A 25,073-nucleotide genomic window follows, 5' to 3' on the forward strand; every position below is an offset into this window, starting at 1 on the left:
GCGCTGACAAAAACGCTATTCTAGACTGTGCTACCCGCTCGGAGGATCGGCCGGACGGCCAGGCGCGCGCGCGGGCCTTTTCGCTTAGACTGGCGCTACTTTTTTGCGAGGAAAGCACAGATGACTTCGATCTACTCGTTCTCGGCTGCCGCGTTGAACGGCGAGCCGGTCAGCCTCGAGCGCTATCAGGGCAAGGTGATGCTGATCGTCAACACGGCGAGCGAATGCGGGTTCACGCCGCAATATGCCGGTCTGCAGCAACTGCACGAGCAATACGCGGCGCGCGGCCTCGCGGTGCTCGGTTTTCCGTGCAATCAGTTCGGCAAGCAGGAGCCGGGCGACGCGGCGCAGATCGGCAGCTTCTGCGAAAAGAACTACGGCGTGTCGTTCCAGATGTTCGACAAGATCGACGTGAATGGTGCGGGCGCGCACCCGCTGTATCGTTTCCTCACGGAAGAGGCGCCCGGTCTGCTTGGGCTCGAAGCGATCAAGTGGAACTTCACCAAGTTTCTGGTCGACCGCAACGGCAACGTCGTAAAGCGCTACGCGCCCGTCACGAAGCCCGAATCCATCGCGGCCGATATCGAAAAGCTGCTGTAGCGCGAGCGGCGCGCCGAGCCTGCTTGCGCCGCTAAAGGATAGGCGCGAAGAGCCGCGCCACGTGCATGGTCATCTTTCGCCACGCGGGCGCATTGCGGTACTCGGTACGATCGATCTCGAACGCTTCGTCGAAGTCGTGCTGCAGCATGGCCTCCACCTCGGCGGCGAAGGCCTGGTCCACGGTCAGCACCATGATTTCGAAGTTAAGGCGGAACGACCGGTTGTCGAGATTCGCGCTGCCGACCGCGGCTGCCACGTCGTCGATCAGTACCACCTTCTGGTGCAGGAAGCCCGGCCGGTAGCGAAAGATGCGAATGCCTGCCCGTATCGCGTCCCAGGCGTAGAGCTTCGAGGCTTCGAACACCACGTAGTGGTCGCGCCGGCTGGGGATCATGATGCGTACGTCCACGCCGCGCAGCACGGCCAGCCGCAACGCCGAGAACACGGCTTCGTCGGGCACGAGATAGGGCGTCGTGATCCAGATGCGCTTGCGCGCCGCATTGATCGCTTCCACGAAAAAGAGCGAGCAGGTTTCCTGGCGGTCCGCCGGGCCGCTCGGCAGCACGAGGCAATGCATGTCGTCGCTGTGCGTGGCAGGCGGCGAGTCAAGCGGCGGCAACTGCTGGGTAGCCCAGTACCAGTCTTCGGTGAATACGAACTGGATGCTCGCAACCGCGGGACCGCGCACTTCGATGTGCGTATCGCGCCACGGCGAGAGCCTCGGGTTTGCGCCCAGATACTCGACGCCCACGTTGTGGCCGCCCACGAAGGCGCGCGCGCCATCGACCACCACGATCTTGCGGTGATTGCGGAAGTTGAGTTGAAACCGGTTGACGAAGCGCCGGTTTGTCGCGAACGGGTGCACCTCCACGCCGCCCGCGCGCAGCGCGGACACGTAGCGATGCGGCAGATCGAAACTGCCGATGCTGTCATAGAGGAAGTACACGCGTACGCCGCGTTTCGCGCAGGCGAGCAGCACGTCTTTGAGCATCTCGCCCAGCGCGTCGGCGCGCACGATGAAGAACTGCACGATCACATAGCGCTCGGCCTCGCCGATTGCCTCGAGGATGGCCGCGAACGTCGCGTCGCCGTTCACGAGCGTGCGCACGCTGTTGCCCGGCAGGAACGGCATGCCGCCGAGACGCGTGAACGAGCGGATCACGCTCGTCCCCAGCGCGTCGGCAGGCTTGGCGCCCGACGAGCCCATCGAATCCCACTCGGGCGGATGAGCGCGCGAGCGCAGCGATTCGTTGCGCAGGCGCCGGGCGTCGGCGTAGCCCTCGAACTTGCTGCGGCCGAGGAACAGATAGGGAATCAGCGTGAAGTAGGGCATCGCCGTGAGCGAGACGGCCCACGCGATTGCGCCTTGCGAGGTGCGGGTGTTGAGGATGGCGTGGCACGCCGCGATGACGCCGAGGATATGCGCGAGCGCGACGAATGTGCCGAGATGGAGCAGATCGAATTGCATACCGGCGTACAGGGACTCCTGAACCGCTGCGCACCGGCTGGCGCGCAGGCCCGCCCATCTTACCGGATGGTGTTGCGCCGCGGCTGTCGAGACCACTTGTGCCCGGACAGAAGGCGCGGCGATGCATCACGTGGTAGCGCGGCCGCTCGGACCCAGCGGTCGTCGGGCGTCGGCCGGTCACTCGGCCTCGTTCAGCCCGGCAGGTCCGCGGCCTGGATCAGGAACACGTTGTCGTCACCGGCGCTCGTCGGCAGCCAGACCAGATCGAGCCCGCCGAACGCCGCTTCGACATTCGCGCGCTCGTTACCGATCTCGACCACGAGCACGCCTTCGTCTGTCAGCCAGCGGCGCGCCTCGCCGATGATGCGGCGGACGATGTCCATGCCGTCGGCACCGCCCGCGAGTGCCATTTCCGGTTCGTGCCGGTACTCGGCGGGCAGCGTCTGCATCGATTCCGCGTTGACGTACGGCGGATTCGTGATGATGACGTCGTAGCGGCGCTCGGGCAGCGGAGCGAACAGATCGCCCTGAAAGAGCGAGATGCGCTCGTCGAGGTCGTGCTCATGGACGTTGCGTGCCGCGACTTCGAGCGCCGGCGCCGAGAGGTCCACGGCATCGATGTCCGCGTTCGGGAACGCGTGGGCGGCGAGCACGGCGAGGCAACCCGAGCCCGTGCAAAGTTCAAGCACCGCGCCGACCAGTTCCGGGTCTTCGACGTAGGGCTGCAAGCCGTCCTGCAGCAGCTCGCCGATGAACGAGCGCGGCACGATCACGCGCTCGTCCACGTAAAAGCGCACGCCGTGCATCCATGCTTCGTGCGTGATGTAGGCGGCCGGCACGCGCTCGGTGGCGCGGCGCTCGATCACGCCGAGCACGGTCGTCGTTTCCTCGGCTGTGAGGCGCGCGTCGAGAAACGGATCGAGCAGGTCGAGCGGCAGATGCAGCGTGTGGAGAATCAGATACGCGGCTTCGTCGTAGGCGTTCGTGGTGCCGTGGCCGAACGCCAGTTCGGCTTCGTTGAAACGTGTGACCGCGTAACGCAGCAGGTCGCGCACGGTCTGGAAGGTGGCGCAAAGCGGATGCGGCATGGTGGACTCCTCGTGTCGTGTCGGCGTGCGTGGTCGCATCAGGCGATCAGCTGTTCGAGCACGCGCCGGTAGACATTCTTGAGCGGTTCGACGAAGGCTACGTCGATATGCTCGTCGATCTTGTGGATGCTGCCGTTCGGCGGCCCGAATTCGACCACCTGCGGGCAGATGCGTGCGATGAAGCGGCCGTCCGAGGTGCCGCCCGTGGTGGAGAGTTCGGTGGTGACACCGGTCTCGTCGCGAATCGCCTTCTCGAGCGCGCTCGACAACTCGCCGCGCGGCGTGAGGAACGGCAGGCCGCTCACGGTCCATTGAAGCTCGTAGTCGAGCCCATGGCGGTCGAGAATGGCGTGCACGCGCTGCTGCAGTCCTTCCACCGTGCTCGCGGTCGAGAAGCGGAAGTTGAAGAGCACGTCGGCGTGGCCTGGAATCACGTTGCTCGCACCCGTGCCGCTGTGCAGGTTCGACACCTGCCACGTGGTGGGCGGAAAGTATTCGTTGCCGTCGTCCCAGCGTTCGGCTACGAGTTCGGCCAAGGCCGGCGCCAACAGATGAACGGGATTCTTCGCGAGGTGCGGATACGCGATATGCCCCTGCACGCCCTTGATGGTGAGCTTGCCGCTCATCGAGCCGCGCCGGCCGTTCTTCACGACGTCGCCGAGCATGGCCGTGGAGGTGGGTTCGCCGACGATGCAGTAGTCGAGCCGCTCGCCGCGCGCTTCGAGCAGGTCGACCACCTTGACGGTGCCATCCGTGGCCGGGCCTTCCTCGTCGCTCGTGATGAGGAACGCAACGGAGCCGCGATGCTGCGGATGTGCCGCCACGAATTCTTCGCTTGCCACGACGAAACCGGCGAGCGACGTCTTCATGTCCGCGGCGCCGCGACCGTAGAGCTTGCCGTCGCGAATGGCGGGCACGAACGGCGGCGAACGCCATTGTTCGAGCGGGCCGGTCGGCACGACGTCGGTGTGGCCCGCAAAGGCGAGCAGCTTGCCGTTGGCGCCGTCGGTGCCGCGCTTGACGGCCCAGAGATTGGTGACGCCGTGCGACTCGATGGTTTCGCACGCGAAGCCCAGCGGCGCGAGGCGCTCGATCAGGATCTGCTGGCAGTGCTGATCGTCGGGCGTGACCGATGCGCGGGCAATCAGCTGTTCGGTAAGGGCGAGGGTGCCGGACATGGGAACGAGGCTTCCGATAAGAAAATTGCCGGCCCGCGGGCCGGCAACAGCATGGGTTACAGACGGCGCCAAAGCGCCGCCGCGCTAGGCGAAGAGCGCCGCATAGTGGTCGGCCGAGAAGCCGAGCGTTTTCACGTGCCCGTCCACGACTACCACCGGGCGTTTGATGACGGAGGGCTTCTCGATCATCAGCGCGATCGCGCCGGCCTCGTTCTGCGCCGCGGCCTTCGCGTCGTCGTCGAGGCCGCGCCACGTCGTGCCGCGCCGGTTCACGAGCGTGTCGAGCGGCACTTGCTTCAACCAGCCCTTGAGAAGCGGCGCCGTGACGCCGGCTTTCTTGAAGTCGTGGAACTCGAACGCGACGCCGTGCTCTTCAAGCCACACGCGCGCCTTCTTCACCGTGTCGCAGTTCGGAATGCCGTAGACGACCGTTTTGCCGGCGGCCATCTCAGTCGCCCCGCAGCAGTTCGTTCAAACCGACCTTCGCGCGCGTCTTCGCGTCCACCTTCTTCACGATCACGGCGCAGTAGAGGCTGTGCGAACCGTCCTTCGACGGCAGGTTGCCCGCCACCACGACGGAGCCCGCCGGAATGCGGCCATAGGTCACTTCGCCGGTTTCGCGGTCGTAGATCTTGGTGCTCTGGCCGAGGTAGACGCCCATCGAGATCACCGAGTTCTCTTCGACGATCACGCCTTCCACCACTTCCGAGCGCGCGCCGATGAAGCAGTTGTCCTCGATGATGACGGGGTTGGCCTGCAGCGGCTCCAGCACGCCGCCGATGCCCACGCCGCCCGACAGGTGCACGTTCTTGCCGATCTGCGCACACGAACCGACGGTGGCCCACGTGTCGACCATCGTGCCTTCGTCCACGTAAGCGCCGATGTTCGTGTACGACGGCATCAGCACGACGTTCTTCGCGATAAACGAGCCGCGCCGCGCAATGGCGGGCGGCACGACGCGAAACCCGCCCGCAGCGAAGTCTTCGGCCGTGTAGTTGGCGAACTTCGAGGGCACCTTGTCGTAGAACTGGGAGTAGCCGCCCGCCGGCATCGGCACGTTGTCTTCCAGGCGAAACGACAGCAGCACCGCCTTCTTCAGCCACTGGTTGACGATCCACTGGCCCTCTTTCTTTTCGGCGACGCGCAGTGTGCCGCGGTCGAGCTGTTCGATGGCGTGCGCGACGGCGTCACGCACTTCCGGAGAGGCCGATTTCGGCGACAGCTCGGCGCGGTTGTCCCAGGCGGTGTCGATGATCTGCTGAAGTTGTTGCGACATGTTCGTGGTTGCTGGAAGTGAAAGACAGTGGAAGAGAAGCGTGGCGCCTCGCCGTTGGCTGCAGGGGCGCCGCTTGTGCGGTGCCGTAGCGCCGCGCGCGGCCGGTGTCCGGCGCCTCGACCGTACCCGGTGCGTCTCGGATCGGCTTAGCTCGCCGCGCAAAGCGCGCGGCAGAACGAAACGATCCGCCTCGCGCCCTCGACGCATTCGTCGACGCCGGCGACGAGCGCCAGACGGACGAAATCGCGCCCTGGATTGACGCCATGTGCGGTGCGTGCGAGATACGAGCCCGGCAGAACCGTCACATTATAGTCGGCGTACAGTTGCCGGGCGAAGGCGGTATCCGAAAGGCCAGTGCGCGCCACGTTCGCCCAGAGGTAGAACGCGGCGTCGGGCATGCGCACGTCGAGGACATCCGCGATCATCGGCGTGACCGTGGAAAACTTCTGCACATACTTCGCGCGGTTCTCGCGCACGTGCGCCTCGTCGTTCCATGCGGCGATGCTGGCGCTTTGCCAGACCGTCGAGAGCGCCGCACCGTGGTAGGTGCGGTAGAGCAGGAACGGCTTGAGAATGGCGGCATCGCCCGCGACGAAGCCCGAGCGCATGCCGGGCACGTTCGAGCGCTTAGAGAGGCTCGACAGCATCATGAGACGATCGAATCCGCGCCCGAGCCGGTGTGCCGCCTCGAGTCCGCCGAGCGGCGGGGCGTTCTCGTCGAAGTAGATTTCCGAATAGCACTCGTCGGAAGCGATCACAAAGCCGTACCGGTCCGACAGCGCGAAGAGTTCGCGCCAGTCGTCGAGCGTGAGCACCGCGCCCGTCGGGTTGCCCGGCGAGCAGACGTAAAGCAGCTGGGTGCGCGCCCAGATGTCGTCGGGCACGGCCGAGTAGTCGCAGGCGAAATTGCGCGCCGGATCGCTGTTGGCGAAATACGGCTCGGCACCCGCGAGCAGCGCCGCACCCTCGTAGATTTGGTAGAACGGGTTCGGACAGAGTACGATCGGCCGTTTCGCGGGATCCTTGACACCAGCGGTCGGATCGACCACCGCCTGCGCGAGCGCGAAGAGCGCTTCGCGCGAGCCGGAAACCGGCAGCACCTGCGTCTTCGCATCGACAGCCGGCAGGCCGTAGCGTTGCGTGACCCAGCGCGCGATGGTCTCGCGCAGCGCGTCCGATCCTGCCGTAGCGGGATAGGCCGACAGGCCGTCGAGCGAAGCGATCACTGCCTCGCGCACAAGCGCGGGCGTAGGATGTTTGGGCTCCCCGATGCCGAAGCTGATGTGGCGCAGGTCGTGCGGCGGCGTGACGTCGGCAAAGAGCGCGCGCAGCTTTTCGAAGGGATAGGACTGAAGGGTGTCGAGGAGCGGGTTCACTTGGCGGATCAGGGCTGATCGAAGACGTACAGCGACAGGTGAGCGAGGTACGCGCCGGCCACCATGGAAGCCGGCCCGACGCAGATGCAGCGAGCCGCGAGGCGTGCGGTTGCTGCGGCGAACTTCAAGCAGGCGATTATAGCGTGGAGTGCCGGGCACGCGAGAGGTTGGGCCAGCCAGTCAAGGCGGTACGCCGCCCGGAATGCTCCGCGAAAACACGAAGACACGAAAGGATGCAGATTGACGTTACCGAGCAATGAGAGTGTGGACCACGGTCAGGTAGCGGAAGGCCGCGAAGGTTGGCCGCAATGAATGACCGGATTCGTTCAGACACGCGCACAAACGCGCGCCCGAACACGCCGACGAACGGTGCCGCGAGCTGGTCCACCAGTTGGCCCACGCTCGCGATCATGCTGGGCGCTTCGGTGTGGGGCATGGTCTGGTACCCGCTGCGCATGCTGGCGTCCCTCGGCGTGACAGGCACCGCCGCGAGCGCGGCGACGAGCGCCGCCGGCTGCCTCTTCGTGCTCGCGCTGCGCCGTCGCGCGATTGCGAGCGTGCGGTGGCACTGGATCTTGCCGGCGCTCGGGCTCGCGGCCGGCGTGACCAACCTCGGCTTCGTCTGGGGCTCGATTCACGGCGAAGTAATGCGGGTGCTGTTGCTCTTCTATCTGACGCCGGCATGGACCGCGCTCTTTGCGCATTTCATCCTGCACGAGCGGCTGACGTGGGGCGGCGCCGGTCTCGCGGCGCTGTCGCTGGGCGGCGCGATGCTGATGCTGTGGTCGCCGCAGGCCGGCCTGCCGGTGCCCGCCAACGCGGCGGAATGGGGCGGCCTCGCCGGCGGCATGGGCTTTGCCATGAGCAACGTGTTGATCCTCAAGGCGAGCCGGGTGCTGCCGCAGATGAAACCCGAGATGCGCACGGCGACGATCTTCGGCGGCGCCGCGCTCTTCAGCGCCTGTGCGTCGTTGTTCGAGCCGATGCCTGCGCCGCCCGCGGGTGGCCATCTGGCTATCGCGGCACTGCTCGTGCTGGCGCTCGGGTTCGTGCTGGCGTCGAACAACATGCTCGTCCAGTACGGGCTCGCTCGCGTGCCGGCTAATCGCGCATCCATCATCATGCTGTTCGAACTCGTCGTGACCGCGCTCACTGCGTGGCTCTTCGCCGGCGAAGTGCCGGGCCCGCGCGAATGGGCGGGCGGTGCGTGCATCGTGCTCGCCTCGCTGCTTTCGAGCTGGATACATCGCGATACGGGTCAGCAGCAGGGCCAGCAGAAGGGCGACCAGAAGGGCGACGGGCCGGGCGGCGAACAGGACACCGAAGACCGGCACGAGCCGGAAAGCGGTCCGGACGGGCGCACGCCGCGTCGGAATCGATCACGCGCGATGGTATGATTGCCGCTACCCGCCGCAGGTGCGCTGTCTCGCGTGCCTGCGGCGTATCCGTATGGCGCTCCGTCAACGGAAAACGCGCGCCGCACCGGCGGCGCCGCGTTCCGGCACGGGGCGCGATCCAGTTTTCAATCCCTTATAAATCAGCGATATCGCCGTGCGTCTGACCTCGATAAAACTCGCTGGCTTCAAGTCATTCGTCGATCCCACGCATTTTCAGGTTCCGGGCCAGCTCGTCGGCGTGGTCGGTCCTAATGGGTGCGGCAAGTCCAACATCATCGACGCCGTGCGCTGGGTGCTCGGCGAGTCGCGCGCCTCGGAACTGCGCGGCGAGTCGATGCAGGACGTGATCTTCAACGGCTCGACTGCGCGCAAGCCGGGCAGCCGCGCAAGCGTCGAACTCGTGTTCGACAATGCGGACGGCCGCGCCGCGGGCCAGTGGGGCCAGTATGCCGAGATCGCCGTCAAGCGCGTGCTGACGCGCGACGGCACGTCGAGCTACTACATCAACAACCTGCCGGCGCGCCGCCGCGACATCCAGGACATCTTCCTCGGCACCGGTCTCGGGCCGCGTGCGTACGCGATCATCGGCCAGGGCATGATCGCGCGCATCATCGAGGCGAAGCCCGAAGAGCTGCGCGTGTTCCTCGAAGAGGCCGCGGGCGTGTCGAAGTACAAGGAGCGCCGCCGGGAGACGGAAAACCGGCTGCACGACACGCGCGAGAACCTCACGCGCGTCGAAGACATCATCCGCGAACTGACCACGAACCTCGACAAGCTCGAGGGCCAGGCCGTGGTGGCCACGAAGTTTCGCGAACTGCAGTCCGATGGCGAAGAGAAACAGCGCCTCTTGTGGCTGTTGCGCAAGAACGAGGCGGCGAGCGAGCAGCAGCGCCAGCAGCGCGCCATCGAGCAAGCGCAGATCGACCTCGAAGCGCACACCGCGCAGCTGCGCGAAGTGGAGGCGCAACTCGAAACGCTGCGCGTCGCCCATTACTCCGCGACCGACGCGATGCAGGGCGCACAGGGCGCGCTCTACGAAGCCAACGCCGAGGTGAGTCGGCTCGAAGCCGAGATCAAGTTCATTGTCGAGTCGCGTAACCGGGCACAGGCGCAGATCGCAGCGCTCACGGCGCAGCGCGAGCAATGGCTCGCGCAGGCCCAGAAGGCCCAGGGCGACCTGGAAGACGCCGAAGAACAGCTCGCGATCGCCGAGGAAAAAGCGACGCTCGCCGAGGATGACGCCGCCGCGAAGCACGACGCGCTGCCCGCGCTCGAAGCGCGCTGGCGTGACGCCCAGGGGCAGCTCAACGACGAGCGCGCGGGCATCGCGCAAACCGAGCAGGCTATCAAGCTGGAAGCTGCCCACCAGCGCAACGCGGATCAGATGCTGCAACAGCTTCAGCAGCGCGAGGAGCGGTTGAAGGCCGAGGCAAGTGGTCTCGACGCCCCGGACGAGGCGCAGCTCGAAGAACTGCGCATGCAACTCGCCGAGCACGAGGAAATTCTGCGTGACGCCCAGGACCAGCTCGCAGAAGCGCAGGAAACGGTGCCGCGTCTCGACGCCGAGCGCCGCGCCGCCCATGAGCGCGTGCAGGCCGAAAGCGCACAGATCCACCAGCTTGAAGCCCGTCTTGCGGCGTTGAAGCAGCTCCAGGAAAACGTCCAGACCGAGGGCAAGATCCAGCCGTGGCTCGAGAAGCACGAACTCGCCACCCTGCCGCGCCTGTGGAAGAAGCTGCACGTCGAGGCTGGCTGGGAAACGGCGCTCGAAGCGGTGCTGCGCGAGCGGCTGGCGGCGCTCGAAGTCTCGAATCTCGACTGGGTGAAGGCGTTCGCTACCGACGCGCCACCCGCCAAGCTCGCGTTCTATTCCCCGCCTGTGGCCGGTCAGCCGGTGGCGGCAACGGCGGCGCTGAATCCGCTGCTGTCGCTCGTGCGTATCGACGACGCGGGGCTGCGTGCGGTGCTCAACGACTGGTTGGGCCAGGTGTTCGTTGCCGACGACCTTGCGCAAGCGCTCGCCCAGCGTTCGCAGTTGCCCGAGGGCGGCGCCTTCGTCGTGAAGGCCGGTCACGTGGTGACGCGCGTGGGCGTGCAGCTCTATGCGGCCGATTCCGAGCAGGCCGGTATGCTCGCGCGGCAGCAGGAAATCGAGAACCTCACGCGCCAGGTGCGCGCCCAGGCGCTGCTTGCCGACGAGGCGAAGGCCGCAGCGATCCGCGCCGAAGCAGCGCATACGCAAGCGGCCCAGGCGCTCGCCGACGTGCGCGCGCAGGCCGAACGCGCCACGCAGCGCGTGCACGCGCTGCAGCTGGATGTACTGAAGCTCACCCAGGCGCACGAGCGCTACACGGCGCGCAGCACGCAGATTCGCGAGGAACGCGAAGAAATCGCTGCACAGATTGAAGAGCAGCGTGGGCTGCGGGCCGAGTCGGAAGCGAATTTCGAGCGTCACGACGCAGAGCTCGCCGAGTTGCAGGCCCGCTACGAAGACAACCAGCTCGCATTCGAAGCGCTCGACGAAGAGTTGACCGCTGCGCGTGGTGCGGCGCGCGACCTGGAGCGCGCCGCGAACGACGCGCGCTTTGCCGCGCGCAACATGGCCAACCGTATCGACGAGCTTCGGCGCAGCATCCAGGTGGCGCACGAGCAGAGCGAGCGGGTGGCAGCTTCGCTCGAGGACGCCCGTGCGGAACTCGAAACGATCAATGAGCAGACCGCACACACCGGTCTGCAGGACGCGCTCGATATTCGTTCGCAGAAGGAAGAGGCATTGCGCCTGGCGCGCATGGAGCTCGACGATCTGACGGCCAAGCTGCGTCAGGCCGACGAAACGCGCCTCACCGCCGAGCGCGCACTGCAGCCGCTGCGCGACCGCATCACCGAATTGCAGCTGAAAGAGCAGGCCGCGCGTTTGAACGGCGAGCAGTACGTCGAGCAGCTGCAGGCCGCCGGCGTGGACGAAGCCGCGCTGCAGGCCAAGCTCACGCCGGATCTCAAGCCGTCGTATCTGCAGGGCGAAGTGACGCGCATCAACAACGCGATTGCGGCACTCGGGCCGGTCAACATGGCCGCGCTCGACGAACTGGCTGCGGCGAAGGAGCGCAAGACCTTCCTCGATGCGCAGTCCGCTGACTTGACGAGCGCGATCGAAACGCTCGAAGACGCGATCCGCAAGATCGATCAGGAAACGCGCACGCTGCTGCAAGGCACGTTCGACGAGGTGAATCGCCACTTCGGCGAGCTTTTCCCGCGACTCTTCGGCGGTGGCCAGGCGCGGCTGATGATGACGGGGGACGAGATTCTCGACGCCGGCGTGCAGGTGATGGCGCAGCCGCCGGGCAAAAAGAACTCGACCATTCATCTGCTCTCGGGCGGCGAGAAAGCGCTCACGGCCACGGCGCTCGTGTTCGCGATGTTCCAGCTGAATCCGGCGCCGTTCTGTCTGCTCGACGAAGTGGACGCGCCGCTCGACGACGCGAATACCGAACGTTTTGCCAACCTGGTGCGCGCGATGTCGGACAAGACGCAGTTTCTGTTCATCTCGCACAACAAGATTGCGATGGAAATGGCGCAGCAGTTGATCGGCGTGACGATGCAGGAGCAGGGCGTGTCGCGTATCGTCGCGGTCGACATGGAAACGGCTGCTGGTTTCGCCCAGAATAACGTTTGATTGGCGAGCGCCGCGCGGGCGCGCATGGCGGACGGGCGGCGCAGCGCTGTGCCGGACGGTCGCCGCGCCGCATCGCAGACGATGCCTTGTGCGGCGCATCGCTCGAAGAAGAATTGCTGATGGAGCATGCATGGACGAGTTGACCCTCGGTTTGACCGGCGCGGGTGCCGTGGTGGTGGCGGGCGTGGTGGCGTACAACGCCTGGCAGGCAGCGAAGGTGCGCCGCAGAATGCCGAGGCCGATGCCGGCCGAGACGGCGGAAACGCTGGCCCGCGAAGATCACGAGAACCAGAGCCCGTTCATCGAGCCCGCGCAGCCGGTGACGCGCCGCGAGCCCACGCTGGCGGGCGGCCAGGGCGACGAAGCGGAAGAGCGCATCGAGCCGGGCTTCGGAGCGGCGGCGCCGCTCGATACGCCCGCCGATATTCAGGCGGAGACCACGTCGCCCAATGGCGGCTTTGTCGAACCGCAGTCTGCCGAAAGCGATGACGAACGCACCGAACCGGTGCTGCCCGCCGCCACGACTATTTCTGCTGCGCCGCCGGCTGTGGTGGATCGCCGCATCGACTGCATCGTGCCGATCCGGCTTGCGGGCTCCGTACCGGGCGAGCGCATCATTCCGCTTGCGCAGCGGCTTCGCCGGGCCGGCAGCAAGCCCGTGCATATCGAGGGCAAGCCGGAGGGCGACGGCGCCTGGGAACTGCTGCAGAACGGCGTGCGCTATGAAGAACTGCGCGCAGCAGCGCAGCTTGCCAACCGCAACGGGCCGCTCAACGAACTGGAGTTCTCCGAGTTCGTTTCGGGCGTGCAGCAATTCGCCGATGCGCTCGACGCGGCACCCGAGTTTCCCGACATGATGGAGACCGTATCGATGGCACGCGAACTGGATGGCTTCGCTGCACAGTGCGACGCGCAACTCTCGATCAACGTGATGTCGGACGGCGCGCCGTGGTCGGCCAACTACGTGCAGGCGGTCGCTTCCCAAGACGGCCTGCTGCTTTCGCGCGATGGCACACGTTTTGTGAAGCTCGACGCGAAGCAAAGCCCCGTGTTCATGCTGCAGTTCGGCGACACCAACTTCCTGCGCGACGACCTCACCTACAAGGGTGGCCAGATGATCACGCTGGTGCTCGACGTACCGGTGGCCGACGAGGACATCCTGCCGTTCCGCCTGATGTGCGACTACGCGAAGTCGCTCGCAGAGCGCATTGGCGGGCGCGTGGTGGACGACCAGCGCCGTCCGCTGCCCGAGGCCGCGTTCCTTGCCATTGAAAAGCAGCTGATGACGCTCTACGCGAAGCTGGAGCAGGCCGGCATTCCCGCTGGCTCCGCGGCCACGCGACGGCTTTTCAGTCAGTAACGCCAGCAGTCGGTTCACTCTATTCCCTCCTTTGCATCTTCATGGCCCGCTCACCGCAAACGGTGGGCGGCGGCAGGCTCCGGCGCTCGGTTGCTGCACAGGTCGTTGCGAGCCTGACAGGCTGGGCGCTTTCCCGTTAAGCCGGCCCGTGACACGCTTTCATCCGGCGTGTTCGCGAAGCGCTGTCGATCGCTGGTAGTGCTCGCCGCCGCACGTACGAAGAGACAATAGCGGCCCGCACCCAGAGCGTGAAGCTGTCCTTTTGGCCGATGCCACGGCGGCGGCTTCCTGCGATAATCTGACGACTCAATTTCCTTGCGAACCTGCCCACAGCATGGCCCGAACGACTGCCCGCGAACCCGTCCACGCATCCGCTGCCGAGCGCGCCGCATGGCTGCGCAACGAGCTCGAACGCGCGAATTACGCGTACTACGTGCTCGATCAGCCGGAACTGCCGGACGCCGAGTACGACAGGATGTTCGTCGAGCTGCAGCAGATCGAGGCCGAGCATCCGGATCTGATCACGCCGGAATCGCCTACCCAGCGTGTGGGCGGCGAGGTGGCGAGCGGTTTCGAGCCCGTCGTGCACGACGCACCCATGCTGTCGCTGAACAACGGTTTCGAGGACGAGGACATCGTCGCGTTCGACCGGCGCGTGTGCGAGACACTCGATGTAGCTCACGCCGATTACGCGTGTGAGCTGAAATTCGACGGGCTCGCCATCTCGCTGCGCTATGTCGATGGGCAATTCGTGCAGGCCGCTACGCGAGGCGACGGCACGACGGGCGAGAACGTCACCGAGAACGTCCGCACGATTCGCTCCATTCCGCTCAAGCTCAAGGGCAAGCGCGTTCCCAGGGTGCTCGACGTGCGGGGCGAAGTGCTGATGTTCCGCCGTGACTTCGAACGCCTCAACGAGCGTCAGCGCGAGGCGGGGCAGCGCGAATTCGCAAACCCGCGCAATGCTGCGGCGGGCAGCTTGAGGCAGCTCGATACGCGCATCACGGCGCACCGTCCGCTATCGTTTTTTGCTTATGGCATCGGCGTGCTCGATGGCATGGAGATGCCCGCGACCCACAGCGAACTGCTCGACTGGTACGTGGACCTCGGGTTGCCCGTGAACAGCGAGCGGCGTGTGGTGCAGGGCGCGGAAGGACTGCTTGGCTTCTTTCGCGCGATCGGGGAGAAGCGCGACAACCTGCCGTATGACATCGACGGCGTCGTCTACAAGGTGAACCGCCGGGACCAGCAGGACACGCTCGGTTTCGTTTCGCGCGCGCCGCGCTTCGCGCTCGCGCACAAGTTTCCTGCCCAGGAAGCGCTGACGAAGCTCCTGGCCATCGACGTGCAGGTAGGCCGCACGGGCGCGATTACGCCGGTGGCGCGCCTCGAGCCGGTGTTCGTGGGCGGCGTGACGGTCACGAATGCGACGCTGCACAACGAGGATGAGGTGCGCCGCAAGGACATCCACATCGGCGATACGGTCGTGGTGCGGCGCGCTGGCGACGTGATTCCGGAAGTGGTGAGCGTGGTGCTGGATCGGCGTCCCGCTAACGCGCGTGCATTCGTTATGCCCACGCATTGCCCGGTATGCGGCTCGCGCATCGAGCGGCTGCCCGACGAGGCCATCGCGCGCTGCACGGGCGGACTCTTTTGCCCAGCGCAACGCAAGCAGGCGCTATGGCATTTCGCGCAGCGTCGCGCCATGGACATCGATGGTCTGGGCGAGAAGGTGATCGACCAACTTGTCGAACAGAACCTCGTGCGTACGCCGGCCGACCTGTTCAGCCTCGGCTTTTCCACGCTCGCAGCGCTCGATCGCTTCGCGGACAAGTCGGCGCAGAATCTGCTGGATTCGCTCGAAAAGGCAAAGAAGACGACGCTCGCGCGGTTCCTCTACGCACTCGGTATCCGTCATGTGGGTGAGTCCACGGCGAAAGACCTCGCGAAGCACTTCGGTTCGCTCGATCCCGTCATGAACGCGTCGGTGGAAGAACTCCTGGAGGTGAACGACGTAGGTCCTGTGGTGGCCGAGTCGATTCACCAGTTCTTTGCCGAGGAGCACAACCGCACCGTGATCGAGCAACTGCGGGCGCCGGGTCGGGTGACCTGGGCAGAAGGGCCGCCTGCGCCCAGAGCGCCGCAAGGCATGCTGGCCGGCAAAACGGTGGTGCTGACGGGCACGTTGCCGACCCTCACGCGCGAAGCGGCGAAGGAAATGCTGGAGGCCGCGGGCGCAAAGGTGGCCGGATCGGTGTCGAAAAAAACGGATTACGTGGTCGCAGGTGCGGACGCGGGCAGCAAGCTCGCGAAAGCCGAGGAACTCGGCGTTCCCGTACTCGACGAAGAAGGTATGCGCAAGCTGCTGGAGGGTCACACGCCATGATTCGCGAAATTCTCAGAATGGGCGATCCGCGCCTGCTCGGCATCGCGCGCCCGGTCGATCATTTCGACACGCCCGAGCTGCATGAGCTCATCGCCGATATGTTCGACACCATGCACGATGCGAACGGTGCCGGGCTTGCCGCACCACAGATCGGCGTCGATTTGCAGGTGGTGATTTTCGGTTTCGGCCAGAACGAGCGTTATCCCGACGCGCCGCCTGTGCCCGAAACGGTGCTCATCAATCCGATCATCCATCCGGTGTCGCAGGATCAGGAGGAAGGCTGGGAAGGCTGCCTCTCGGTGCCCGGCCTGCGCGGGATGGTGAACCGGTTCTCGATGATCCGCTACGAAGGCTTCGATCAGTTCGGCAAGCCGATCGATCGCGTCGCAGAGGGTTTTCACGCACGCGTGGTGCAGCACGAATGCGATCACCTGATCGGCAAGCTGTACCCGATGCGGATCACGGACTTCTCGAAGTTCGGTTTTACCGATGTCCTGTTTCCAGACCTCGATCCGGGTCAGGACGATTGATGTGATGGGTGTGACCGGCGCGCAGCAGGGCTCGTTGCCTGCTGCGCGCCTTGGGAACGGTCAGAACGATTCGTCCGGCGTCATGTAACGCCATTGGCCTTGCGGCAGCGCGCCCAGCGTCACCCGGCCCATCCGCACGCGTTTGAGGCCTACCACCTTCAGGCCTACCAGCTCGCACATGCGGCGAATCTGCCGCTTCTTGCCTTCGCGCAGCACGAAGCGCAGCTGTTCGCCGTTCTGCCAGCTGACCATAGCCGGCTTGAGTGGGGCGTCGTCAAGCGCAAGGCCGTGACGCAGCATCGCGAGACTTTCCGCCGGGAAGTGCTGGTCGATGTCGGTGCTCAAGTCGCCGTACGTCACGCGCACGAGGTACTCCTTGTCGACGTCGGACTGTTCGCCGATCAATTGCTTTGCGACGCGGCCGTCCTGGGTCAGCACGAGCAGACCAGTCGAATCGATGTCGAGGCGGCCTGCGGGCGCGAGCGTGCGCAGATGCAAAGGCGAAAAGCGGATACCGGAGCGGTCGCCGTCCCAGTGATTGGCGGGCGTGACGAGCGTCGCCGCAGGAGGGTAGCCGTCCTCGGCCTGTCCGGAGACGAAGCCAACCGGTTTGTGCAGCAGGATCGTTACCTGGCGCGCCTGGGCTGCGCGCGCCGCCGGGTTGATCTCGATCTGCTGCTCGGGGCGCACCTTGGCCCCGAGCGTATCCACGAGCACGCCATCCACGAGCACCCAGCCTTTCTCGATCCACTCGTCGGCTTCCCGCCGCGAACACAGGCCGAGTTCCGACATGCGCTTCGACAGGCGCAGCGTGCCCGGCTCGTCTTCATGGAAGCGGACGGCTTCAGGACGAGGCGAGGGCTTCGCCTTCGCGGGCACCGCCTCGGCTCGAGTAGAGGGTCGGCGGGCAGGCTTGCCTGCCGCGGGCGCGCCGCGGTCGCGGTTGCTTCGTTGGTCGCCGCCGCGGTTGCCACCTTCCCGACGGTCCTCCCGATACGCGCCTTTCACGGGCTTCGCATAGGGCCGCCCGGCGTGATCTGCGCCCGAGGAGCCGGCGCGTGGCGAGCGCTCGAATCGACCAGTGCGCGATTCGGCGTCTCGTGCAGGCGTGTCCGACCTTCGGCCGCCCCCGCCGAAGCCTCGCGCCGGTTCGTCGCGCCGGGGCGAGGATGAAGGCGCTGAAGAGGACGCGCGGCGAGGGCGGTCCGTTGCCGCCGAGCCGCGCACGCCGTCCGTCCTGCGTGCCGCGTCGGTTCGCGGTCCGTCCGTTCGCCGGACAGCCCGGCGCGCACCCTCGGCGTCGCGCGTTGGCCCGCGCGAATCTTCGGCTCTGCGGTTCGTGGCACGGTAGGCACCCTCGGCTTCACGAGCTGGGCCGCGCGGTCTGCGCTCGCCGGCTGGTCCAAACCCTGACTTTTCGGCGCGTCGGCGTTCAGCTCCTGTCGGCTGATCCGACGCAGCGCCCGCGCGGGGCCGCGATGGGCGATCTCCGCCTGCTTCTGTACGAGTCTTGAATTTCCCGTCGGAGCGCCCAAACCCCGATGCGCGTGGCGCGCCCGGCCCTGTGGCTGTGCGATTGCGTCCACCCTCGCGTGCCGCATCGGCTGCGCCGGCCGATCGAACCGTTCCCCGGTCATTCCTGCGATCGCCCGCGCGGTCGCCCCATTTTGCGCCGGTCCCTGCCGAAGCCTTTGCGGCCGGCCGAGGCCGTTTCCCGCCCGCATCGGCTGCGCCGGGCTTCGAGCCCGATCGAGGTCCCGTTCCGGTTGCCGTGCCCGCGCCGCGTTTTGCGCCGGCAAATTTCGGTGCGCCTGCGCCAGCCCCAGACGGAGTCGTCGTGGCCGGGCGGCTGGGTTTGCGCGCGGTTGCGCTACCGGAACGAACGGGGGCGCGCTCGGGCGCCGTCGGCCGCGGATGCTTGGCTGTCAGTTTGACTCGCATGGATTTTTTCAGACTGCGATCGCGCGCAGCAGCTCGGTTTCGACTTGAATCTGGAGCCGGTTGTCGGACAGCCCGTGTCCGTCCAGCAGAAACACGTCTTCGACGCGTTCGCCGAGCGTGTTGATCCGCGCCGCATGGACGCCGACCCGGTGCTCGGCCAGCACGCGCGCGATGGAATAGAGAAGGCCCGGCCGGTCGTTGGCCGACACGGAAAGGATGTAGTACTGACCGCGCTCGTCGGCCCGCAGGTCGACGCGCGGCGTAATGGGGAAGGTGCGCGACAGGCGCGACAGGCGCCCCTTCGACGGCTCGGGCAGTAGCGTGCCGGGAGCGGCCAGCCGCGCCGTCAGCTCCTGCTCCACGAGGTTCGCGATGTCGCGATAGTGGACGTCGCCTTCGGTGTATGCGACGAGAAAGTTATCGAGCGCGTAGCCGTGTTTCGTGGTGCTCACGCGCGCGTCGAGCACCGAGAGGCCGTTGCGGTCGAAATACGCGCAGATGCCGGCGAAGAGGTCAGGGCGGTCCTTCAGGTAGACGAGCACCTGCAACGCCTCGCCGATCGGCGACGGGCGCGCGCGCACCACGGGCGCCTCCGCCTGCACGTGGCGATACAGAACACGCGTTTGCCACGCGATATCGGCTGCGTCGTGGCGCAGGAAGTAGCCCACGTCGAGCTGATCCCAGAGCGCACGATGCGCGTGCTCGGGCACGGTTTCGAGCCGCAGCAGCGCAAGCGCCTCTTCCTGGCGCGACTTGAGCTCCGAGTGCGCGTCCGGGCGGGCGCCGCCGAGCACGGCCAGCGTTGCGCGATACAGGTCCTCGAGCAGCTTGCCCTTCCAGTTGTTCCATACCTTCGGGCTCGTGCCGCGGATATCGGCGACCGTCAGCAGGTAAAGCGCCGTGAGCCGGCGCTCGGTGCCGACCAGCTCCGCGAAGCGCCGGATCACCTCCGGGTCGCTCGTGTCCTGCTTCTGCGCGACATGGCTCATCGTGAGGTGGTGCTGTACGAGCCAGACCACGAGCGCTGCGTCGTCGCCTTCGATGCCGTGTTCCCTGCAGAAACGCCGCGCGTCGGCCATGCCGAGCATGGAGTGATCGCCGCCGCGGCCCTTCGCGATGTCGTGAAAGAGCGCCGCCACGTAGAGCACCCAGGGCCGCTCGAAGTTGGCGATCAACTGGCTGCAGAACGGATATTCGTGCGCGTGTTCCGGCACGGCGAAGCGGCGCAGGTTGCGCAGCACCATCAGGATGTGCTGATCGACCGTGTAGACGTGATACAGGTCGTGCTGCATCTGGCCGACGATGCGCCGGAAGTTCAGCAGATAGCGGCCCAGCACGCTCGTCTGGTTCATGAGACGCATGGCGTGCGTAATGCCCTCGGGCGCCTTCAGGATTTCCATGAAGAGGCGCCGGTTTTCGGGGTCCCGGCGCCAGTGCTGGTCCATCGCGTCGCGTGCGTTGTAGAGCGCGCGCAGCGTGCGTGCCGACAGGCCTTTCACGCCCGGCGTCTTCTCGTAGAGCAGGAAAGCTTCGAGGATGGCATGCGATTCGCGCTGGAACACGTCGTCGCTGGCAATTTCGAGCATGCCCTGCTTTTCGACGAAATGGTCCGAGAGCACCCGCGTGATGCCGCTCGTCTTCGGGAAGAGCTGGGCCTCGATGTTCTGGATCAGGATGGTCGAGAGCTGCGTGACCGCCTTGGCGGCCCAGTAGTAGCGGCGCATCAGCTGCTCGCTGGCACGCCTCGCCCCGCTCGCGCGATAGCCGAAACTCTCGGCCACGGGCGTTTGCAGGTCGAATACGAGAATGTCCTGGCGGCGTCCCGAAACGACATGCAGCCGGGCGCGCAGCGATTTGAGAAAACGCTCGTTGCGGCGCAGCTCGCGCGCTTCGCGGCCGGTGATGAGCCCGCGCTGGTCGAGTTCGCGCCAGCTGCTGCCGAAGCCCGCGGCCTGGGTGATCCAGAGGATCAGTTGCAGGTCGCGCAGGCCGCCCGGGCTTTCCTTCACGTTCGGTTCGAGCGCGTAAGGCGTGTCCTGGAACTTCGCGTGGCGCTGGCGCATTTCCAGCACCTTCGCCTGGAAGAACGCGCGCGGATCGAGCCCGGCGTGGTAGCAGTGCGAGAAGTCGTCGAAGAGACCGGCGCTGCCTGTGATGAACCGCGCTTCGAGCAGCGAGGTGCGTACCGTGACGTCGTTCGCGGCTTCCTCGACGCATTGCGACACCGTGCGCACGCTGCTGCCCAGTTCCAGCCCGAGGTCCCAGGCAAGGCCGATGAAGCGCTCGATGCGCGCCTCCACGTGCGGCGGGTCGTCGGGCAGCAACACCAGAATGTCGACGTCCGAATGCGGTGCGAGTTCGCCGCGCCCGAATCCGCCGACGGCGGCGAGCGTCAGCGCGTCTGGCAGCTCGCAGGCTTGCCAGGCGCGGCGCAGCGTGTCGTCAGTGAGACGCGCGAGCGCCCGCATCAGGGCATCGACGTTGGTGGCGGTGCGGAACCGCTCGAGCAGGGCGGCTTTGGCCGCCTTGTAGTCCGTCCTGAGCGAAGACGTATCGGGAAGGGCGACAGCGGGAACACTCATGGGCGGGCGTGTCGAGACAGAGGACGGAGGACCGGGAGCGGGGGCAGCAGGCGCTGAGCGGAAAGGCCGCTCAGGCGGCCGCGGCGACGATGTCGGGGCGCGCGGGCGTGCCGGCCGAGACCGTCAGCACCTCGTACCCGGTTTCCGTGACGAGCACCGTGTGCTCCCATTGCGCCGAGAGGCTGCGGTCCTTGGTCTTGACCGTCCACTGGTCGGGCATGGTGCGAATGTCGCGGCGGCCGGCGTTGATCATCGGCTCCACGGTGAAGATCATGCCCGGCTGAAGTTCGATGCCCGTGCCCGGGCGACCGTAGTGGAGCACCTGCGGGTCTTCGTGGAACACGGTACCGATGCCGTGGCCGCAGTACTCGCGCACCACGCTGTAACCGTTGTTCTCGGCGTGCCGCTGGATCGCGTGGCCGATGTCGCCCAGATGCCCGCCGGGGCGTACCTGGTCGATGCCGAGCCACATGCACTCGTAGGTGACCTGAACGAGGCGCTTCGCGAGAATGGACCCTTCGCCGACGATGAACATGCGGCTCGTGTCGCCGAAATAGCCGTTCTTGATCACGGTGATGTCGATGTTGAGCGCATCGCCGTTCTTGAGCGTCTTGTCGCCGGGGATGCCGTGGCAGATCACGTCGTTGACGGAAATGCAAGTCGCCTTCGGGTACGGCGGATAGCCCGGAGGCTGATAGTTGAGCGGCGCCGGTACGGTGCCCTGGACATTGAGCATGTACTCGTGGCACAGGCGGTCCAGTTCACCGGTGGTGGCACCGGCTGCGACAAACGGCGTGATGTAGTCGAGCACCTCGCTTGCGAGGCGGCAGGCAACGCGCATCTGCGCGATGTCGTGTTCGTTCTTGATCGTAATGGCCATGGCGGAGCTCAGCATTTGCTGGCTAAACGGCAATAAAACGCAATTATCGCACCTAACGCGCCGTGCCGCAGAGGTTTGGCAAGCCTGGAAAGGGCGGCGGACCCCGTCACCTAAGGCGATGAAAGGAGGTGATCGGCCATCCGTCCGCTGGGAGGTCATGCCGCGGCATGCTGGCCTTGGGTTGAGTCGTGAAACAGTCGCGTGCTATACTTATTGGCTAAGTCGCTCCCGGTTTTCCCGGATTGCGGGCTGGCCGAAAGGCGGGCTCGATGAATCCGGAGAACACGGTGGGGTGGCTTGGACCTGACGCTGCAAGTGTGAAAGGTGGTCTGCCGGAAATCCCGGCGTCGCTTGACCCACGCCGCAGCACATTCGCAAGCCGGCGCACCCAGGGTGTCGTCGTGCAAGCTTCGCCCGGCAGGGCAGGCTTGCCGCCGATACGGCAGCCGGCTTAAGACCTAACCCTCGCGGAGAATTTCATGGCAGTCACCATGCGCCAAATGCTGGAAGCCGGTGTCCACTTCGGTCACCAGACGCGCTTCTGGAACCCCAAGATGGCCCCGTTCATCTTCGGCCATCGCAACAAGATTCACATCATCAACCTCGAAAAGACGCTGCCGATGTACAACGACGCGCTGAAGTACGTGCGTCAGCTGGCAGCCAATCGCGGCACCATCCTGTTCGTCGGCACGAAGCGTCAGTCGCGCGACATTATCGCTGAAGAAGCGCAGCGCGCCGGTATGCCGTTCGTGAACGCGCGCTGGCTCGGCGGCATGCTGACCAACTTCAAGACGCTGAAGGTTTCGATCAAGCGCCTGAAGGACATGGAAGCGTCGGTCGAGGCGGGCGAGCTCGAAAAGATGAGCAAGAAGGAAGCGCTGCTGTTCGAACGCGAGATCGCCAAGCTGCAGAAGTCGATTGGCGGCGTGAAGGACATGGGCGGCATTCCCGACGCGATTTTCGTGGTGGACGTCGGCTATCACAAGATCGCCGTGACGGAAGCGAACAAGCTGGGCATTCCGGTTATCGCGGTGGTCGATACGAACCACTCGCCGGAAGGCATCGACTACGTGATCCCGGGTAACGACGACGCCAGCAAGGCTGTCGCACTGTACGCCCAGGGCGTGGCCGATGCGATCCTCGAAGGGCGCGCGAACGCCGTGAACGAAGTCGTCCAGGCCGTGCGCGGCGATGACGGCGACGAGTTCGTCGAGGTCAACGCGGAAGCGTAAGCTGCCCCGTGTCCGGCAAAAAAGGGGGCTTTCTACAGGCCCCCTTTTTTTAAGCTGTGGTGCTGCGCGAGATTGCTCCGCGCCACAACAGACCGGACGGCAAGAATGGCCGCCACCAGGGCGGTCCCAGCCGCGCGGCACGTGTAACAAATGTGTCGCTGCGAAACGAATTCCGGCCACCCGTATCGAAGTGCGGGCGGCGTGAACAGTCAGATTGCAAGGAGCGAATGATGGCGGCAATTACCGCAAGCATGGTGGCAGAACTGCGCGCGAAGACCGACGCGCCCATGATGGAATGCAAGAAGGCGCTGACCGAAGCCGACGGCGACATGGCCCGCGCTGAAGAACTGCTGCGCGTGAAGCTCGGCAACAAGGCGAGCAAGGCTGCGTCGCGCGTGACGGCTGAAGGCGTGGTGGCGTCGTACATCGGCGGCAACGTCGGCGCGCTCGTCGAACTGAACTGCGAAACCGACTTCGTCGCCAAGAACGACGACTTCAACGCGTTCGCGAAGAAGGTCGCCGAACTGGCGGCTACCCAGAATCCGGCGGACGTGGCCGCGCTGTCGGCGCTGCCGCTCGACGGTCAGACCGTGGACGCCGTGCGTCTCGCACTGGTCGGCAAGATCGGCGAAAACCTGTCGATCCGCCGCTTCGTGCGCTTCGAAACCGCGAACAAGCTGGCCGCTTACCTGCACGGCACGCGCATCGGCGTGCTCGTCGAGTACACGGGTGCGGACGAACAGGTCGGCAAGGACGTCGCCATGCACATCGCCGCCATGAAGCCGGTTTCGCTGTCGGCTGACGACGTGCCGGCGGACCTGATCGCCAAGGAGCGCAGCATCGCCGAACAGAAGGCCGCCGAATCGGGCAAGCCCGCCGAGATCGTCGCGAAGATGGTGGACGGCAGCGTGCAGAAGTACCTGAAGGAAGTGTCGCTGCTGAACCAGCCGTTCGTGAAGAACGACAAGCAGACGATCGAGCAGATGCTCAAGGCCGGCAGCTCGAGCGTGCAGCAGTTCGCCCTGTTCGTGGTGGGCGAGGGCATCGAGAAGCGTCAGGACGACTTCGCTGCCGAAGTGGCGGCGCAGGTCGCTGCTGCAAAGCAACAATAAGTAGTCCCGCAGTCTGTCGTAACCCGCGGCGGGGCAAGACCTCGCTGCGGCCGGCAGCGCCGCAAGGCGCGCCACGGGCCATCCCCGCCGGCGCGCCGATCGACGGTTGCGCGCACCCTGTGCGCGTGCCGGGGCAAATTTGGCGGCGCTTGCCCGAATCAGTATTTCACCCCTACAGTTTCAAGTTATTGTCCCTTTCCGCGCGATCTGGATACCTCCATGCCCACTGCCTATAAACGCGTTCTGCTCAAACTCTCCGGCGAAGCTCTGATGGGCGACGATGCTTTCGGCATCAATCGCGCAACGATCGAAAGAATGGTGGCGGACGTGGCCGAGGTCGTGAAGCTCGGTACGCAGCTCGCGGTCGTGATCGGCGGCGGCAACATCTTTCGCGGCGTGGCGGGCGGCGCGGCCGGCATGGACCGCGCGACGGCCGACTACATGGGCATGCTGGCCACCATGATGAATGCGCTCGCGCTGCAGGACGCCATGCGTCACGCGGGCATCGAAGCGCGCGTGCAATCCGCGCTGCGCATGGACCAGGTCGTGGAGCCCTACATCCGTCCGCGCGCCATTCGCCAGCTGGAAGAGGGCAAGGTCGTGATCTTCGCGGCCGGCACGGGCAACCCGTTCTTCACCACCGACACGGCGGCGGCGCTGCGCGGCTCGGAGATCGGCGCCGAGGTCGTCCTCAAGGCAACCAAGGTGGACGGCGTGTACTCGGCCGATCCGCGCAAGGACCCTGCGGCGACGCGCTACACGACGATTACGTTCGACGAGGCGATCAGCCGCAACCTGCAGGTCATGGACGCCACGGCGTTCGCGCTGTGCCGCGACCAGAAGCTGCCTATCCGCGTGTTCTCGATCACCAAGGCGGGCGCGCTCAAGCGGATCGTTCAGGGCGACGACGAGGGCACGCTCGTCCACGTGTAAACTCTCGGTCACGCGAGAAGGCTCGAACGCGGGTCCGGCGAGGCTTGAAGCTGCCGCAGCG

General features: G+C 65.9%; 18 protein-coding genes. 9 read left to right on the top strand and 9 right to left on the bottom strand.

What is annotated here, in order from left to right:
- The first annotated feature begins 120 nt into the window (after positions 1-120).
- Positions 121-600 (top strand): glutathione peroxidase, encoded by a 480-nt coding sequence (locus P2869_RS07440; RefSeq protein ID WP_017778121.1) that lies wholly within the window; start codon positions 121-123, stop codon positions 598-600.
- Between the two features lie 31 nt (positions 601-631).
- Here the strand turns inward: P2869_RS07440 and cls are convergent, their stop codons facing one another.
- From cls to dapC, 6 genes are all read right to left on the bottom strand, one after another.
- Positions 632-2,068: a cardiolipin synthase gene (gene cls / locus P2869_RS07445; RefSeq protein ID WP_199541526.1), complete on the bottom strand. Its 1,437-nt coding sequence runs from the start codon at positions 2,066-2,068 to the stop codon at positions 632-634.
- 191 nt (positions 2,069-2,259) lie between these two features.
- Positions 2,260-3,156, bottom strand: coding sequence for a 50S ribosomal protein L3 N(5)-glutamine methyltransferase (gene prmB, locus P2869_RS07450; protein WP_277597899.1), 897 nt, complete (start codon positions 3,154-3,156; stop codon positions 2,260-2,262).
- Between the two features lie 38 nt (positions 3,157-3,194).
- On the bottom strand, positions 3,195-4,334 hold the full coding sequence (gene dapE, locus P2869_RS07455) for a succinyl-diaminopimelate desuccinylase (protein WP_277597900.1): 1,140 nt from the start codon (positions 4,332-4,334) through the stop codon (positions 3,195-3,197).
- Positions 4,335-4,418: 84 nt separating this feature from the next.
- Complete coding sequence (locus P2869_RS07460) at positions 4,419-4,781, bottom strand: ArsC family reductase (RefSeq protein WP_017778125.1); 363 nt, start codon at positions 4,779-4,781, stop codon at positions 4,419-4,421.
- A gap of 1 nt (position 4,782) precedes the next feature.
- Entirely contained in the window at positions 4,783-5,610 is an 828-nt protein-coding gene (gene dapD, locus P2869_RS07465) for a 2,3,4,5-tetrahydropyridine-2,6-dicarboxylate N-succinyltransferase (RefSeq protein WP_277597901.1), read from the bottom strand.
- 146 nt (positions 5,611-5,756) lie between these two features.
- Entirely contained in the window at positions 5,757-6,986 is a 1,230-nt protein-coding gene (gene dapC, locus P2869_RS07470) for a succinyldiaminopimelate transaminase (RefSeq protein ID WP_277597902.1), read from the bottom strand.
- Between the two features lie 410 nt (positions 6,987-7,396).
- Between dapC and P2869_RS07475 the strand changes: the two genes are divergently transcribed.
- The 5 genes from P2869_RS07475 to def all read left to right on the top strand — a co-directional run bounded on the left by P2869_RS07475 (position 7,397) and on the right by def (position 16,332).
- The gene (locus P2869_RS07475) at positions 7,397-8,383 is read left to right on the top strand and encodes a DMT family transporter (protein ID WP_277598070.1); all 987 of its coding nucleotides are present in this window, start codon (positions 7,397-7,399) and stop codon (positions 8,381-8,383) included.
- Between the two features lie 154 nt (positions 8,384-8,537).
- Positions 8,538-12,056: a chromosome segregation protein SMC gene (gene smc / locus P2869_RS07480; RefSeq protein WP_277597903.1), complete on the top strand. Its 3,519-nt coding sequence runs from the start codon at positions 8,538-8,540 to the stop codon at positions 12,054-12,056.
- Positions 12,057-12,186: 130 nt separating this feature from the next.
- Positions 12,187-13,416: a cell division protein ZipA C-terminal FtsZ-binding domain-containing protein gene (locus P2869_RS07485; protein ID WP_277597904.1), complete on the top strand. Its 1,230-nt coding sequence runs from the start codon at positions 12,187-12,189 to the stop codon at positions 13,414-13,416.
- A 334-nt stretch (positions 13,417-13,750) separates the two neighbouring features.
- Entirely contained in the window at positions 13,751-15,802 is a 2,052-nt protein-coding gene (gene ligA, locus P2869_RS07490; protein WP_277597905.1) for an NAD-dependent DNA ligase LigA, read from the top strand.
- Positions 15,799-16,332, top strand: a complete 534-nt coding sequence (gene def / locus P2869_RS07495; protein ID WP_017778133.1) for a peptide deformylase — start codon at positions 15,799-15,801, stop codon at positions 16,330-16,332. The genes ligA and def overlap by 4 nt, the downstream gene beginning before the upstream one ends.
- 60 nt (positions 16,333-16,392) lie before the next feature.
- Here def and P2869_RS31095 read toward each other — a convergent pair whose 3' ends face one another.
- The 3 genes from P2869_RS31095 to map form a co-directional block, all read right to left on the bottom strand.
- Positions 16,393-17,211: a pseudouridine synthase gene (locus P2869_RS31095; protein ID WP_325101067.1), complete on the bottom strand. Its 819-nt coding sequence runs from the start codon at positions 17,209-17,211 to the stop codon at positions 16,393-16,395.
- A gap of 1,070 nt (positions 17,212-18,281) precedes the next feature.
- The gene (locus tag P2869_RS07505) at positions 18,282-20,855 is read right to left on the bottom strand and encodes a [protein-PII] uridylyltransferase (protein WP_277597907.1); all 2,574 of its coding nucleotides are present in this window, start codon (positions 20,853-20,855) and stop codon (positions 18,282-18,284) included.
- A 70-nt stretch (positions 20,856-20,925) separates the two neighbouring features.
- Entirely contained in the window at positions 20,926-21,735 is an 810-nt protein-coding gene (gene map / locus P2869_RS07510) for a type I methionyl aminopeptidase (RefSeq protein WP_026122116.1), read from the bottom strand.
- A 479-nt stretch (positions 21,736-22,214) separates the two neighbouring features.
- Between map and rpsB the strand changes: the two genes are divergently transcribed.
- From rpsB to pyrH, 3 genes are all read left to right on the top strand, one after another.
- The gene (rpsB, locus tag P2869_RS07515) at positions 22,215-22,967 is read left to right on the top strand and encodes a 30S ribosomal protein S2 (RefSeq protein ID WP_017778137.1); all 753 of its coding nucleotides are present in this window, start codon (positions 22,215-22,217) and stop codon (positions 22,965-22,967) included.
- A 230-nt stretch (positions 22,968-23,197) separates the two neighbouring features.
- Entirely contained in the window at positions 23,198-24,079 is an 882-nt protein-coding gene (tsf, locus tag P2869_RS07520) for a translation elongation factor Ts (RefSeq protein WP_199541536.1), read from the top strand.
- Between the two features lie 219 nt (positions 24,080-24,298).
- Positions 24,299-25,012, top strand: coding sequence for a UMP kinase (pyrH, locus tag P2869_RS07525; RefSeq protein ID WP_017778139.1), 714 nt, complete (start codon positions 24,299-24,301; stop codon positions 25,010-25,012).
- Positions 25,013-25,073: the final 61 nt, after the last annotated feature.

The sequence above is a fragment of the Paraburkholderia sp. SUR17 genome, from assembly GCF_029536165.1.
Classification (GTDB): Bacteria; Pseudomonadota; Gammaproteobacteria; order Burkholderiales; family Burkholderiaceae; genus Paraburkholderia; species Paraburkholderia kururiensis.